This window comes from Thalassotalea castellviae, assembly GCF_031846185.1.
Taxonomy (GTDB): domain Bacteria; phylum Pseudomonadota; class Gammaproteobacteria; order Enterobacterales; family Alteromonadaceae; genus Thalassotalea_H; species Thalassotalea_H castellviae.
The window spans coordinates 526,753-542,336 of the sequence record NZ_JAVRIF010000001.1 but is presented as its reverse complement, the minus strand read 5'-3'; the positions used below and the strand labels follow the sequence as shown (position 1 = coordinate 542,336).

Annotated in this window: 9 protein-coding genes; 6 read left to right on the top strand and 3 right to left on the bottom strand. The window is 38.6% G+C overall.

The features are described 5' to 3' along the window. The first annotated feature begins 77 nt into the window (after nucleotides 1-77). Nucleotides 78-1,745 carry a long-chain-fatty-acid--CoA ligase FadD gene (gene fadD / locus RM573_RS02440; protein WP_311576688.1) on the top strand — a complete coding sequence of 556 codons (1,668 nt, stop codon included), beginning with the start codon at nucleotides 78-80 and terminating at the stop codon, nucleotides 1,743-1,745. A gap of 89 nt (nucleotides 1,746-1,834) precedes the next feature. On the opposite strand, the gene RM573_RS02435 is transcribed toward fadD, so the two are convergent. Further along, on the bottom strand, nucleotides 1,835-2,572 hold the full coding sequence (locus tag RM573_RS02435; RefSeq protein WP_311576685.1) for a YciK family oxidoreductase: 738 nt from the start codon (nucleotides 2,570-2,572) through the stop codon (nucleotides 1,835-1,837). Between the two features lie 232 nt (nucleotides 2,573-2,804). On the opposite strand from RM573_RS02435, the gene RM573_RS02430 reads away from it, so the two are divergent. From RM573_RS02430 to RM573_RS02420, 3 genes are all read left to right on the top strand, one after another. After that, nucleotides 2,805-5,207 carry a VolA/Pla-1 family phospholipase gene (locus RM573_RS02430; protein ID WP_311576683.1) on the top strand — a complete coding sequence of 801 codons (2,403 nt, stop codon included), beginning with the start codon at nucleotides 2,805-2,807 and terminating at the stop codon, nucleotides 5,205-5,207. Between the two features lie 151 nt (nucleotides 5,208-5,358). Then, the gene (sohB, locus tag RM573_RS02425) at nucleotides 5,359-6,414 is read left to right on the top strand and encodes a protease SohB (protein ID WP_311576680.1); all 1,056 of its coding nucleotides are present in this window, start codon (nucleotides 5,359-5,361) and stop codon (nucleotides 6,412-6,414) included. Nucleotides 6,415-6,425: 11 nt separating this feature from the next. Next, nucleotides 6,426-7,115: a class I SAM-dependent methyltransferase gene (locus tag RM573_RS02420; protein WP_311576677.1), complete on the top strand. Its 690-nt coding sequence runs from the start codon at nucleotides 6,426-6,428 to the stop codon at nucleotides 7,113-7,115. Nucleotides 7,116-7,203: 88 nt separating this feature from the next. On the opposite strand, the gene RM573_RS02415 is transcribed toward RM573_RS02420, so the two are convergent. Then, complete coding sequence (locus RM573_RS02415) at nucleotides 7,204-8,547, bottom strand: dicarboxylate/amino acid:cation symporter (RefSeq protein ID WP_311576673.1); 1,344 nt, start codon at nucleotides 8,545-8,547, stop codon at nucleotides 7,204-7,206. Between the two features lie 174 nt (nucleotides 8,548-8,721). Between RM573_RS02415 and RM573_RS02410 the strand changes: the two genes are divergently transcribed. Beyond that, on the top strand, nucleotides 8,722-11,295 hold the full coding sequence (locus RM573_RS02410; protein ID WP_311576670.1) for a hypothetical protein: 2,574 nt from the start codon (nucleotides 8,722-8,724) through the stop codon (nucleotides 11,293-11,295). Nucleotides 11,296-11,391: 96 nt separating this feature from the next. On the opposite strand, the gene RM573_RS02405 is transcribed toward RM573_RS02410, so the two are convergent. Beyond that, nucleotides 11,392-12,498, bottom strand: coding sequence for an arginase family protein (locus RM573_RS02405; RefSeq protein WP_311576667.1), 1,107 nt, complete (start codon nucleotides 12,496-12,498; stop codon nucleotides 11,392-11,394). 403 nt (nucleotides 12,499-12,901) lie between these two features. Here RM573_RS02405 and topA point away from each other — a divergent pair, with 403 nt between their 5' ends. Then, nucleotides 12,902-15,574, top strand: a complete 2,673-nt coding sequence (gene topA / locus RM573_RS02400) for a type I DNA topoisomerase (protein ID WP_311576664.1) — start codon at nucleotides 12,902-12,904, stop codon at nucleotides 15,572-15,574. The last annotated feature ends 10 nt before the right edge of the window (nucleotides 15,575-15,584 follow it).

Here is a 15,584-nt window from a genome sequence, read left to right as displayed (position 1 = left end):
GTGATTAAACTATACTGACAAAAATTCACTAATAAAAGTCTAGTGTTGAAGTTGCTAATACGAAGAGGAGATAGCAAGTGCAAAGTGCCGCTCATAAAATTTGGTTGGAAAAAAGTTACCCACCAGGAGTTCCACATGAAATAGATCCTGATAAGTATGCTTCTTTAGTTGAGTTGTTTAATAAGTATGTAGGTATTTACGCAAACCGTCCTGCTTTTATTAATATGGGTGCTGAAATAACTTTCGCAGAATTAGAGCAACAAGCCAAAGCCTTTGCCGCGTATTTACAACAAGAAATGGGGTTAAAAAAAGGCGATAAATTTGCCATTATGGTGCCTAATTGCTTGCAATATCCGATCGCGTTATTTGGCGCTTTATTAGCTGGGCTCACGGTAGTAAACGTGAACCCGCTTTATACAGCAAGAGAGTTAGAGCACCAATTAAAAGATTCAGGCACGAAAGCCATATTAATTATTGAAAACTTTGCTAATACCTTAGAGCAAGTGATTGATAAAACCCCTGTTGAGCATGTTATTTTAACCTCACTGGGTGATCGTTTAGGTATGGTAAAAGGTGCTATCGTCAATTTTGCTGTTAAATACGTGAAAAAAATGGTGCCTAGTTTTAAGCTTGCTGACACCGTTCGTTTTAATCACGTTTTAAGTAAAGGCTTGGCATTACCCTATACACCTGTATTGCTTACTGGAGATGATTTAGCATTTCTACAATACACGGGCGGTACGACAGGCGTTTCAAAAGGCGCTATGTTAACGCATCGTAATATGGTATCAAACCTTCAACAAGCGAAAGCCGCTATTAAGCCTCAATTAGAAGAGGGAAAAGAGCTTGTCGTAACGGCGCTTCCGCTTTATCACATCTTTGCATTAACCGCGAATTGCTTAACGTTTATTACCTTAGGTGGGACAAATTTACTTATTACCAATCCGCGAGATATGCCTGGTTTTGTCAAAGAACTCTCAAAATATCAATTTACGGCACTAACCGGTGTTAACACTTTGTTTAATGGTTTATTAAATACGCCAGGTTTTGCTGATTTAGACTTTAGTTATTTAAAAGTATCATTAGGCGGCGGCATGGCCGTTCAACGTCCTGTGGCTGAAAAATGGGAAGAAGTTACCAACACACGATTATTGGAGGGTTACGGGTTAACAGAATGTGCGCCTTTAGTTACCTTATGTCCTTATAATCAAAAACACTATACGGGCACGATAGGTTTACCGGCATCTTCGACAGATATTCGCATTGTTAAAGATGATGGTAGTGAGGCTGCTATTGATGAACCGGGAGAAATGTGGGTTAAAGGTCCGCAAGTGATGACTGGTTATTATAATCGCCCTGAAGCGACTGATGAAATATTAAAAGATGGCTGGCTGGCAACAGGTGATATTGCCACTATGGATGAAAATGGCTTTTTTAAAATCGTCGATCGTAAAAAAGATATGATCATTGTTTCTGGGTTTAATGTCTTTCCAAATGAAATTGAAGAAATTATTGTTTCTCACACAGGCGTATTAGAAGCCGCGGCCATCGGTGTTCCTCATGAAGTTTGCGGTGAAGAAATAAAAGTATTTGTTGTTTTAAAAGATAAGTCATTAACAAAAGAAGATATTATCGCGCATTGTCGTATTAATTTAACGAATTACAAAGTGCCAAAACAAGTAGAATTTAGAGATGAATTACCGAAAAGTAATGTTGGTAAAATTTTAAGAAGAGAACTTCGTTAGCGAGCCAATTACTTTTTCTCTGTGATAATGGAATAATAAAAAACCGACTTAATGTCGGTTTTTTCTTTTAAGTGTAAAAAACAATGTCATTACTGAGCATTCAGTACTTTGCCCGTCACGGATTTACTATCGTCTGACATCAAATATACATACAGTGGCATTATTTGCTCAGCTGTTGATAGCTTTTCTTGATTTTCTGCAGGGTAAGCTCTGGCTCGCATAGGCGTTGCAGTTGCGCCTGGGTTAATCGCATTTACTCTCAGTGTCGATTCATCATATTCATCAGCGATCACTTGCATTAAACCTTCGGTCGCAAATTTTGACACGCTATATGGTCCCCAAAATGCTCGTCCTTTGCTGCCAACGCCTGATGATGTAAACACTAAAGACGCGTTGTCAGCAAGCAATAAGGTAGGAATCAAAGCTTGTGCCATTAAATGTTGAGCCGTGACATTTACTCGTATTACGTCATGCCATATTTGTTCATGTATCTGACTATAAGGCGTAAGTTCACCTAACATTGAAGCATTAAATAAAGCGCCATCAAGTTTACCAAATTGATTCGCGATGGTTGATGCCATATCAATGTAGTTTTGTTTGGTCGCACCTTTTAAATCTAAAGGGATAATGGCTGGCTCAGCATAACCATTCTCAACGATTTCATCATAAATGCTTTCAAGCTTTTCAACAGTCTTTCCTAATAAAATTACAGTCGCGCCTAAGGTTGCGTAAGTTAGTGCGGCTTGTCGGCCAATGCCGCTACCGGCACCAGTTACTAAGATCGTTTTATTTTGTAAGCAATTTTCGGAAGGTGTGTAATTAAACATATGAAAAATAAATAGTAAAAATAGTGGGGGTATTCTACTCTTTGAGATAAACACTGACGAGTAAAATGTTGATGATATTCCTTAAAAAAGCGAACAATTTAGCAATTATTTAAAAAACCGCTAGCACTAAGTGAATTCTTGGGTTAAGTTTAACTGGTCTAACTAGTTGATGCTTGCTCAATATCATCACCTATAATAAATAAAAATAAAGACTAGTATCTGGGGAGAAATAATGAATAAACTAGTTCTAAGTCTCGCAATTGCCTCAACCCTTGGGTTATCGGCTTGTGATGATGAATCGGTTCAAGATGTAAAAAATGAAATTGCAGAAAATGGTTCTTCTGTTGTAATTCCAGGTCGTGTTATTTTTGACCCATCGCTAGGAATTGATGGCTTATCTGTACCCAATGATTTGATTTTTCAAGGCACGAAAGATGGAACATTAGAAATTCCTGTGGAAGATCCTACCGATGGCTCAGATCCTTTCGTTGCTGCTAGTGCACTAGATGGTTGGGCAACAGCACAACCGTTTGTTTTAGGTATTGATTTCCCTGAAGGTTCATCATTAGATCCAAGTTCTGCATTGAATTCCTCTTCGATAAGAGTGTTTGAAGCCATTATGGGCGGAGACAGCAATGATGCTGATTGTGCTGCGGTTCCTCGTGGTTTAGCGTGTAAAATAGTCAAAGAACTCATGTTCTCAGAAGATTTCATTACTCAAGCATCAGGTAATGATGTTGCTTTTGTCCCTTTAAAACCTTTAAAAGGTTCTACTACATACTTGATTGCAATGACAAACAGTTTGCAAGATTTAGAAGGTAATCCAGTTGCCGGTTCTACTTACTATGAATTAATGCGTCAAGATGCAGCCACGCAACCTTTGGGTGATGATGCTCAACGTGGCTTACAAGCAGTGATTAATAGTTATGAAGATGCCGTTATCAGTGCAGGTGTTGAAGATGATTCAATTATTTACACTATGGCAATGACGACACAATCAACTACTGACGTCTTATTTAGCTTAAAAAGTTTGATGGCGAATAACTTACAACAAGGTATTTTTCCATCAATAGGCATGGCGGATACTGGATTATCGGTTGCTGATGTTTTAGCGGGACAAATTCCGGCGGAAGCAGTACCTTTATATTCAGCAGCTAATTATATGAAAGGTAGTATTACCTTACCTTACTATTTAGGTGTTCCAACTGCTGAAAACCCGTTAGCACCAACCAATACGTGGTGGACAGGTCTTTGTGATTCAGGTGCGATGCTAGCAGGATTAGCAGCTCAAAACCCTGCTGCAATACCTGCAAGTCCAATCAGTGAAACTGACGCTATGTGTATGGCTATTTCTGCAGCAAGCGGTTTAGCAGCTCCAGGCTTACGTGATTTAGGAATTGATACTGAACGTAACTTAACCAAATATAATCCAGTACCAAAACAAACAGCTTCAATGGCCATTGATGTCCAAATGACAACGCCTGATTTAGCTTGGGTAAATCCAGTACGAGCAAGTTTCGGTATGGACCCTATCGCTGAACCTGCTGATGGTTGGCCTGTTGTTATTATGCAACACGGTATCACTTCAACCAAAGAAGCGATGTTATTAGCTACGGGTATGTTATCAATTAATGGTTTTGCTACGGCGGCTATTGATTATCCTCTTCATGGTACTAGAGGGTTTGATTTAACAGGTAATGGTCAAGATGATATTAGTGCTTCGTCTGTTAGTGCATTACACTATGTGAATTTAGCAAGTTTACTGACCATGAGAGATAATACACGTCAAAGTGCTTTTGATATTTTGGGTTTACGCTTAGGTCTTAACTTCTTTGGTGGTGCTGATGCTTCAGGAAATCCAATTAACATTAATAGCTCGAAAGTGCATTTCTTAGGGCATTCGTTAGGGGCTATTTACGGTATTAATGCGTTAGCGTTAGCGAATACGCCATTGACACCTCAAGTAGATGCGTTAACGAAAATCACCAGTAATGTGTTAGCGATGCCTGGTTTAATGTTGGCAAACTTCGGTGTGTCGTCTCCAGCGTTTTCATCGTTAGTTAAATCTAATTTAACCTATGCATCATCTGCTGATTTTAAAGCGTTTGTAGATGCACAATTTCCTGCAGGTTATACACAAGATCAACTTTCAGCAGTATATGAAGGCTTTTATGCTAGTTTAGATGATAGCCAAAAAGCAGCTTTAGAAGCTGGCTTTGCACAATTTACGTTAATTGCACAAACAGTGACTGGTTCGGGTGATCCTATTAACTATGTAGGCGCTTTAGCGGCGACTCAAACGCCAACGTTATTGTTTGAAGTTGTCGGTAATGGTATGGATAATTTGCCGGATCAAGTCGTGACTAACACGGCTCCTTATACACCACTTGGTGGAACTGAGCCGGCAATTGCTTTACTTGGCTTACCGAGTGTTTCTGAAACTGCTATGGGATCAGGTGCCGTAAGATTTATCAATGGTCATCATGGTTCTATTTTAGACCCAAGACCTAATGATGCGTCACCTGATGCAGAATTAAGTGGTCGTGCTACTCAAGAGATGCAATCTCAAATGGCAGGCTTCTATGCGACAGACGGTCAAATGATCATGGTAACGGATACCGAAGTCGTTCATTAAGGTTATCTTATTTTTGATTATTTGATCATGTTTATAAAGCCCTCTAGCAAGAGGGCTTTTTTTATGATATTTCATCCCCATTTAATAGTTATAAAAGAAACAGGTAGTCCCTTTACCTGTTAAATAATTACCCGTACTTTGGAGAGTCACTTTGGAATTTTTATATGAATATGGTTTGTTTTTTGCTAAAACCATTACGTTTGTGTTGGCCTTCGCCGCCATTATTGCCTTGATCGCTTCATCTGCCATGAAACAAGGTTCCAAGAAAGGAGAGCTGGAAATCACCGATATTTCTGAGCAATTACACGATATTGAACATGAAATGAATCATCATTTGTTAAACAAAGAGCAATTAAAAGAAAAAGAAAAACAAGAGAAAAAACAAGCCAAGGAAAAAGAAAAGGCAGATAAAGCAGCCGCTAAAAAGCAGGCTGATGGTGACGATTTAGCCCATGAACCTAAACTTTTTGTCATTGATTTTAAAGGCAGTATTGATGCGAAGGAAGTCTCATCACTTCGCGAAGAAATCACGGCTATTTTATTAGTTGCGACCGATAAAGATGAGGTTTTAGTTCGTTTAGAAAGTGGCGGGGGAATGGCACATTGTTACGGGTTAGCCGCGTCTCAATTAGAACGAATACGCCAAGCAAAAATACCTTTAACCGTTTCTGTGGATAAAGTTGCCGCCAGTGGTGGTTATATGATGGCATGTGTGGCAGATAAAATTTTATCTGCACCTTTTGCTATTTTAGGATCGATTGGCGTAATAGCTCAAATACCTAATTTTAATAAAATTTTAAAGAAAAATGATGTTGAATTTGAACAATTAACTGCGGGTAAATATAAACGAACATTAACCATGTTTGGCGAAAATACCGATGAAGGCCGCGAGAAATTTGTTGAAGAAATTGAAGAAATGCATGATTTATTTAAAGCGCATGTCAGCGAAAACCGTCCTCAATTAGATATTGAAAAAGTGGCGACAGGCGAAACATGGTCGGGTAAAAAAGCCATTGATGTTGGCTTAGTTGATGTAGTGACCACCAGTGACGATTACTTATGCCAAGCAAGCAAAACCAGTAAAGTGATTGCTATTAAATATGCAACGAAGAAAGGCCTTGCTGAAAAGTTTTCTAAAGCAGCTTCTTTATCTGCTGAATCTTTCTTAGGAAAGTTATGGCAAAACAATCGAATTTTTCCTAGTTAAAAAGTTCGTTAATGAAAGCTTCTTTTTGGCATGCTTGCTGGGAAAAAAATAGTTTAGGGTTTCACCAAACGACGGTACACCCTTTTCTTTATCAGCACTTATTACCCTTGATATCCGCTAAAAATGTTGAGAGCAACACTGATAAAAATCAAGCGGTTTTAGTGCCTTTATGTGGTAAGTCAGATGATATGGTCTGGCTTGCTGAACATTTTGATGTCGTTGGGGCAGAGCTAAGTGATATTGCTTGTCGCGACTTTTTTCGAGAAAAAAATCTAGCAGTTACGCCTACTTATATTCAAGATAAACATTCGCAAGAAACCTTTAAACAATATTGCTTTGAAAATATTACTTTATGGCAAGGGGACTTTTTTAAGCTTTCCACAGAGTTATTACCAGACTTTGATTGGATATATGATCGCGCAGCGATTATTGCTTTACCGCAAACAATGCAACAGAGCTACTCAAGTCATTTAGCTGAGTTTATCAGTGAACATACGCAATTGTTTTTGATCTCACTAGAATTTCCACAGCAGGAGTTATCAGGCCCTCCTTTTGCTATTTTTGAGCATGACCTTAACCGTTTATTTCCTAATTTTAATGTGAAATGTATAGCGGAGCATGAATTGGCGGATAAAACCTTTGCTCAACGAACATTTAAGGTGAGTTATTTAAAAGAAAAATTATATTTAATTACCCGATAACTAATCTTGTTTAGCAGAAAATTAAAAAGGTGCATTAAGCACCTTTTTTAATTCGTTGAAATTGACTATTGCTTGCTAACTAATTGCATTAACTCTCTTTGTTAATATGATGAAAGTCGATCTCTTCAATCTTTTGACCAGCATTTTTATTTAAAAATACTGACTCATTAAATTGACCTTCTGATTTTGCAACCACGGTGGTTACCATACAATCACCGGTAACATTGACAGCGGTTCTTGTCATATCTAATAGACGATCAACACCAATGATAATCGCGATACCTTCAACCGGTAAACCCACTTGCTCAAGTACCATAGCCAACATGATTAATCCAACGCCAGGCACACCTGCCGTTCCTATTGAAGCTAATGTTGCCGTTAAAATCACCATCAAAAAGTCTGATAACGATAAATCAACATTAAATACTTGCGCTATAAAGACCGTGGCAACACCTTGCATAATTGCGGTACCGTCCATATTTATGGTGGCGCCTAAAGGCACGGTGAAAGATGCTATAGAATTATCGACACCAATTTTTTTAGTGGCGGTTTCCATGGTTACCGGAATAGTCGCGTTACTGCTTGAAGTTGAGAAAGCAAATAAAATAGCATCGCGCATTTTTTTGATAAAGATGCGAGGGTTAAGTCCCGTGAATAATTTTAATATTACTGAATATGTCACAGTGCCATGAATGACTAAAGCAAAAAATACCACGCCAAAGTACATACCAAGGTTTTTGATCGTACTAATATCAAGGTCCGTAAATAATTTCGCTAATAGACAGAAAACACCATAAGGGGCTAAATTCATTAAAATGGTTACTAAACGCATGATAACGACATTTAAGTCTTCGAATAATTTTGACACTCGCTCTCCAGCTTCTCCTGAAAGTGCGATAGCTATACCAAAAAGCAAAGCAAAGATAATAACCTGTAACATATTACCTTGGGCAAAAGCAGCAAAAGGGTTGCTTGGAAACATTTGAATAAATACTTGAGCGAGCGACGGGGCTTCTTTCGCTGCAAACGTGGTGTTAGCGGTCATATTCACCCCTTCACCAGGGCTTAATAACAATGCCAAACTCATTGCAAAACTAATTGCAATGGCAGTAGTAATCAAATATAAAGCAATAGCTTTCCCGCCAATCCTACCTAATTTTGACGTATCTTTTAAAGAGCAAGTTCCGCAAATTAGTGATACAAACACTAATGGCACCACTAGCATTTTTAAACTGGCGACAAATATTTGTCCACCTACGTTAAAAATACCTTCGACAAATAATGCTCGAATCGATATATCAAAAATATATAGTGGGATCACAAAATCAGAACTATTGGGCATGAGTTTTTGTAATAAAAACCCAAGTAAAATACCTGACACCATGCCTATTACAATGCGTGTCGTTAAACTTGAAGTATGTTTATTTGTCATATTTTTATAATTTTTTATTGAGTTAAAAAGTGTTTCAGCCTTAAGGTTATCAGCTATTTAGTGGATTAAAAACCTCATAAGAAAAGCTTTTTTTAATTAGTTAGTGACCTTTTTGTTTTTTTTCGGTTAATATTAAGGTGCTTACAACAAAAACATCATCAGGGAGATGCTTTTATGGCGCTATTTAGACGCTTAAGTTTCATTATGTTTTTCATTGGTCTCATCGGCTGTGGTGGCGGAGATGGTAGCCTTAGTTCAGGTGGTACCGTTGACAATGATACGGATACTACTGATGAAATAACACTTACGTTAGCGATTTCAAACACGACAGTCACAGGAGCTGAGCCAGTTAATGTCACGGCAACTGTTATGCAAGGCACAGAGCCTGTCGTAGGAAGAGCTGTAACTTTTGAAACTGATTTAGGGGCTTTTTCACCAGCCTCAGGATCGGCATTAACAGATGAAAGTGGTGTTGCAACAATTATATTAACTGCTGGAACAGTGCGTGGCGCAGGAGAAATTACCGCTTCGTTAAGTTCAGGTGAAACATCTAGTGTCCCACTGGGGTTTAATACCCAAGGTGATGATATTAATGTCGGTGGCGATATTAAAATAACAGTTTCACTGATTGATGAAGATGGAAATGAAACGAATACTATTACTGCATCAAAACCTGGTCGAGTTGTGGCAACACTTGAAGGTATTAATTCACCGTTAATTGTTAATTTTTCATCAACTGTAGGTGATATTCCTATCGCTTCAGCGATAACTGATGATAATAATGTAGCGGTTGTTGATATTTTTGCCGGTGATAATCTTGGTGCAGGTGAAGTCACAGCCACCATAACGAGTGGTGAAACAGGTAAATCAATTTTTGTTGTTGGTTCATCAACTGTTTCAATGGGCAGTGGTGAGCCTTTTGTTAAAGGCGTAGCAGAGATTAGCCTCGATCAAATATCAGCAGGTGGTACCAGCGTTATTACCGTGTCTATTATTGATGATCAGGGGAATTTATTTACTGAGCCTGTCGATGTTAATTTTTCTTCTAGTTGTTCCACACAATCTGTTGCTAAATTAAGTAGTCCAATTACTACCTCTAACGGCATTGCAACAAGTACTTATCTTGCACAAGGCTGTGTTGGAGATGACCCAATAAATGTCACCGCTAATGCTGGTGGGATAAATCTATCGGCTTCGGGTTCTATCAATGTTTTACCGGCTGACATTGGCAGTATTGAATTTGTTTCAGCTACGCCACAAAATATTGGAATATTAGGTGCCGGCATCGTATCAGGTTCAGAAAGTTCAACCGTGGTATTTAAAGTTAAAGATACTGATGGTAATCCGTATAATAATCGAGTAGTTAATTTTGCATTAAATACCGATGTTGGCGGAATTAAATTGAGTCAAAATGAAGCAACCAGTAATGCCGAAGGGATAGTACAAACGGTTGTTAATTCTGGCACAGTACCTACAACTATTCGTGTTATTGCTTCAACAGCGACCTTAGATGGGACAGTGGTGTTTACTCAATCGAGCCAATTAGTGGTTTCAACAGGTTTACCGGATCAAGATAGTTTTAGTATCGCTCGTGGGAACGCTAACCCAGAAGCTTGGACCGTAGATGGTGTTGAAGTACCTGTTACTGTTCGAATGGCTGATGCTTTCAATAATCCAGTTCCTGATGGAACAGCGGTGAACTTTACCACAGAAGGCGGTTCTATTGGTTCTTCTTGTACTACGCAAAATGGTGTTTGTTCGGTAATGTGGACAAGTCAAAACCCTAGACCAGCAGGGCAAACGCTAACCAATTCTTTTTGTACGGTTGCCGATAATAATAATCCGGCAATATTCTGTGCTCGAGAACCTTTGGCCAATGGTAAAAACTACCTAGGTCAAGAGTATGGTGGTCGTGTATCAATATTAGCAACGGCTATTGGTGAAGAATCATTTCCCGATAAAAATGGCAATGGTCGTTTTGATGAAAGTGAATTTACGTTATTCCAAGGTTTAAATGTTAGTGATATGCCTTATGACTTAAAAGAAGCTTATGTTGATCACAATGAAGACTTTGTATATAACCCGGTTGAAACCAGCGCTGAAATTGGTGGTGAATTAGAAGAATTTGTTGATTTTAATAATAACGGGGTTTTTGATCTTCAAGATAACGTTTATAACGGTGTTTTGTGTGGTTTAAATGATGTGACTAATCCTGGCTCCACGATTAGTAATCAATATTGTGCTAACCCAGATGATGAGCCTGATCCTACGAAAAAATCAGAAAAAGTTTCCACCAATGTTAGAGGCTCAACCATTATTATTATGTCGGGTACATCGCCTTATATTACGTTAACAGCGACAAATGATTCGGTGAGTCAAACGGTTTATCAAGATGATGATAATGATCCTAATACTCCAGAAGTTGAAGTAGCAAATCCTAACTATAATAGTGAAGATACATCTTTATATATTGCAGGTGAGAGCACGGGCACTGTAAGTATTATTATTGCTGATTTACATAATCAACCTATGCCATCTGGTACTTTGGTATCCTTTGTTGCAAGTGTTGGTTCTGTTGTTGGCACAGGAACTTATACTTGGCCTGGTGATGCCAGTAACGGAGGCAGCAGTTTTGGTGTTGCTATTAAAGGTGAGGCTGAGCCAACTAGCGGTCCATTAGAAATTGTTGTAGAAACACCAAGTGGAGTAACAACCGTATTTAATGGCATTAATATTGTTATTCAATAAGAAACTTATATTACTGCGAATAAAAAAACCGCTTTTTAGCGGTTTTTTTTATCTTTAAAAGTAACTTATATAGTAATAAGCAACTTACACATACTTTTAATTTTTTGCCATTTCATTGAGTAAAAATGCTGAAATCTCTCCACCTACTTTTAAAGTCGTTTCACTGCTACTAGCACCACGACCTGAACTGTCAGTAAATGGTGCTATTTCCATCATATCAGCACCTGTTATAGGGTATTGCTCAGCTAATGCTTTTAAAATATCCATCGCTTCAACAGGCGTTAAACCGTCAGGCTCTGGTGTGCCAGTTGCAGAAGCATAAGCTTCATCGATCGCATCAATATCAAAGCTGACATATAACTCGTCAATCGCTTGTTCTTTTAGTTGGCTTAAAATATTCGCTATAATCGGTGCTACGCCGTTTTCTCTGATTTCGTGAGCCCAATGTTGTTTTACGCCGAATGTGCTTTCCCAGTGCTCTTTAGGTTTACCGCTTGAGCGAATACCAATTTGGATTAAATGATTTTTTTCATGCAGGTCATCTAAAATATGTGTACACCACGAACCAAAACATAAGTCGATGCCTAAACGCTCTATTAATAAATCTGTGTGTGCATCAAAATGGATAATAGCTGCTCGCTTTCCTTGTTTCTTCTTCGCTTGTAAATAGGTTTTGGTTAATGGATAGCTAATTGAATGATCGCCACCTATGCCAAAAATGCCTTTGTTTGGAAACTCTGCATAAAAATCATGCAGGACATCTTCTGTGATCGTTAATGGACTTACTGCTAAATCGCTATCTTTATCTTGATATAAGGCTTTACGACAGTTGGCGATAGTAGGTTCATTTAAGTATTTATCGTGTAAAAGGTGAGGGATAACTCTGACATCTCCCATATCAAATACATTTAAACCTGAGTGTTGATTTAATAACGTCGAACGAACAAATAGAGGCCCCCAATTGGCACCTCTTAATATGCCGCCGCCACAATCTGATGCAATGCCTAATATAACTGCAGCAGAAGAATCGGGAAGGTTATTTAAGCTATCAGACCAAATAGATTCGATGTTATCTGTTTGGCCGTACAATGCTTGATGTAATTGTTCTTTACGCTCTTTTGCAGTATTCACTGTAAACACGCCATTTCCAGGCGGGCATAAACTTTGTTTGATTTTGTCTAAAAATAAAGACTGGCTTGTCATAATTATTCTCTTTTAGTTTTGCTGTTGTAGTTATCTACAATCTTAGGGTTGTGCGTTAGAAAATATTCAAAATACGTTGAAATTTTAAGGCAAGGCGAAAATATTAGTGCATTAGCTCTTAATTTCTCGTGAAAACTCGACTATGATTACGCCGAAAAATTATCAAAGCTATTATAACGAAATTATACGAATAGGTTAATTTATAAAAAATAATTGCTTGTCAGCTTGCTAATTAACAGATATATCTAATAGTAATTTCAGAAATTAATTAAATTTTAACATTATCGAGTTGTACTAACGTTTGAATATTGCTCGCTTGTAAACTTATTTATCATGCTTATACAACAGGTAAGATAATGAAACACTGATGTGTTAATCAGTAAATGTAGGGTTAAAAAAATATATGTCAAAATCTCTTGTAATTGTCGAGTCTCCTGCAAAAGCTAAGACAATTAACAAATATCTTGGGAAAGATTTTATCGTTAAGTCGAGTGTTGGTCATGTGCGTGATCTTCCACATAGTAGTACCGGTAAAAAAGTAGCGGCAAAATCTCCTGCAGAAGTGAGAAAAATGTCTCCCGAGGCGAAAGCTAAATATAAAGCTAAACGCGACAAACAAGCGTTAGTAAACCGTATGGGGATTGATCCCGAAAAGGATTGGCAAGCTACTTATCAGGTGTTACCCGGTAAAGAAAAGGTTGTTTCCGAATTACAAAAGCTTGCCGAAAAAGCCGATACTGTATATCTCGCAACCGATTTGGATCGCGAGGGAGAGGCGATTGCATGGCATTTGAAAGAAATTATCGGTGGTGAAGACGACAAATTTAAGCGTGTCGTTTTTAATGAGATAACCGAAAACGCAATTCAACAAGCGTTTGCTTCACCTGGTGAGTTAAGTATGCCGGGCGTAAATGCTCAACAAGCACGCCGCTTTTTAGATCGTGTTGTTGGTTTCATGGTTAGCCCATTACTGTGGAAAAAAGTCGCCCGAGGTTTATCGGCAGGCCGCGTTCAATCCGTTGCCGTTAAATTAGTGGTTGAAAAAGAACGTGAAATAAAAGCTTTTGATCCGAAAGAGTTTTGGGAGATCAGTGCAGATACTAGTACCCAAGATAACCAAACCTTAGCGCTTGATGTAACCCATCAAAATGGTAAGGCGTTCAAACCTACCAATGAAAAAGACACCAAAGCCGCGTTAGCTATTTTAGAGCCTGCTAGTTACGAAGTGAGTAAACGTGAAGACAAACCGTCGAAAAGTTCTCCTTCAGCACCCTTTATTACTTCTACGTTGCAACAAGCGGCAAGTACACGTTTAGGTTACGGCGTTAAACGTACCATGGGTTTAGCTCAGCGCCTTTATGAAGCAGGGCATATCACCTATATGCGTACTGATTCTACTAATTTAAGTAAAGATGCCGTGGAAATGTGTCGTGGGTATATTAGTAAGAATTTTGGTGATAATTACTTACCTGAACAGCCAAAAACTTATGGTAGTAAAGCTAACGCACAAGAGGCGCATGAGGCTATTCGTCCTTCAGATGTAAAACTTGAAGCCGCCTTTATTGAAAAATTAGATGATGATTGTAAAAAATTATATGACTTGATTTGGCGTCAATTTGTTGCCTGTCAAATGACCGCAGCTCGTTATACTGTTAGTACGCTAACTGTTAGCGCAGCGGGCTTTGACTTGAAAGCTAAAGGTCGAGTCATGCAATTCGATGGTTGGACGAAAGTACATCCACAATTGTCTAAAGGTGATAAAGACACTCATCTTCCTGATCTATCGGTTGGGGAGAAACTCGAGTTGGTTAAACTTGAACCTTCACAACATTTTACTAAGCCACCTGCACGCTTTGGTGAAGCATCTTTGGTAAAAGAATTAGAAAAACGCTCTATTGGACGTCCTTCTACCTATGCTTCGATTATTTCCACCATTCAAGATCGTGGTTATGTTCGCTTAGATAAAAAACGTTTCTATGCTGAAAAAATGGGTGAAATTGTTACCGACAGTTTAGATGCCAGCTTTAAAAACTTGATGAGCTATAATTTCACTGCTGAAATGGAGCAAGAGCTCGATGAAATTGCTGAGGGCAAAATAGTTTGGAAAGAAGTGTTAAATGAGTTTTATAAAAACTTTACTGAACAGTTAGCGTTAGCCGATAAGCCAAGTGATGAAGGCGGTATGCGCAATAACGAGCCTATTTTAACCGATATTGATTGTCCAACGTGTGGGCGTAAAATGGGAATTCGTACCGCATCAACGGGAGTTTTCTTAGGTTGTTCTGGCTACGCTTTACCACCAAAAGAGCGTTGTACCACTACCATGAACCTGACTTCAGGTGAAGAAGCGGTCAGTGTTTTAGCTGAAGATCAAGAAACCGAAGCGCTTCGTGCTATGCATCGTTGCCCAAAATGTAGTACGGCAATGGACAGTTATCTTATTGATGAAACACGTAAATTGCATGTGTGTGGTAATAACCCTGTATGTGATGGTGTCGAAATCGAAAAAGGTGAATTCAAAATCAAAGGTTATGATGGTCCTGTTTTAGAATGTGACCGTTGTGAAGCCGATATGGAATTGAAAAATGGTCGTTTCGGAAAATACTTTGACTGTACAAACAGTGAATGTAAAAACACACGAAAACTCTTAGCGAGTGGTGAAGCAGCGCCACCGAAAGAAGATCCTGTGCAATTGCCAGAATTACCATGTGAAAAATCAGATGCTCACTTTGTGCTGCGTGATGGCGCAGCTGGAATATTCTTAGCGGCGAATACTTTTCCACGTTCACGAGAAACTCGTGCACCTAAGGTTGAAGAACTACAACGCTTTAGAGATAGAATTTCATCTAAATTTTATTATTTAGCCGATGCGCCGGTAAAAGATCCTGATGGAAATTTAGCGGTTGTTCGATATAGTCGTAAAAATAAATCGCAGTATGTGATGACTGAAATTGAGGGCAAAGCCACCGGTTGGACAGCAACATACGAAGATGGCAAGTGGGTTGAAAACTTAGCGAAGAAAAAAGCCGCTAAACCTAAGGCTAAGGCAAAAGCAAAGCCGAAAAAGAAATCATAACCCTTTGGTT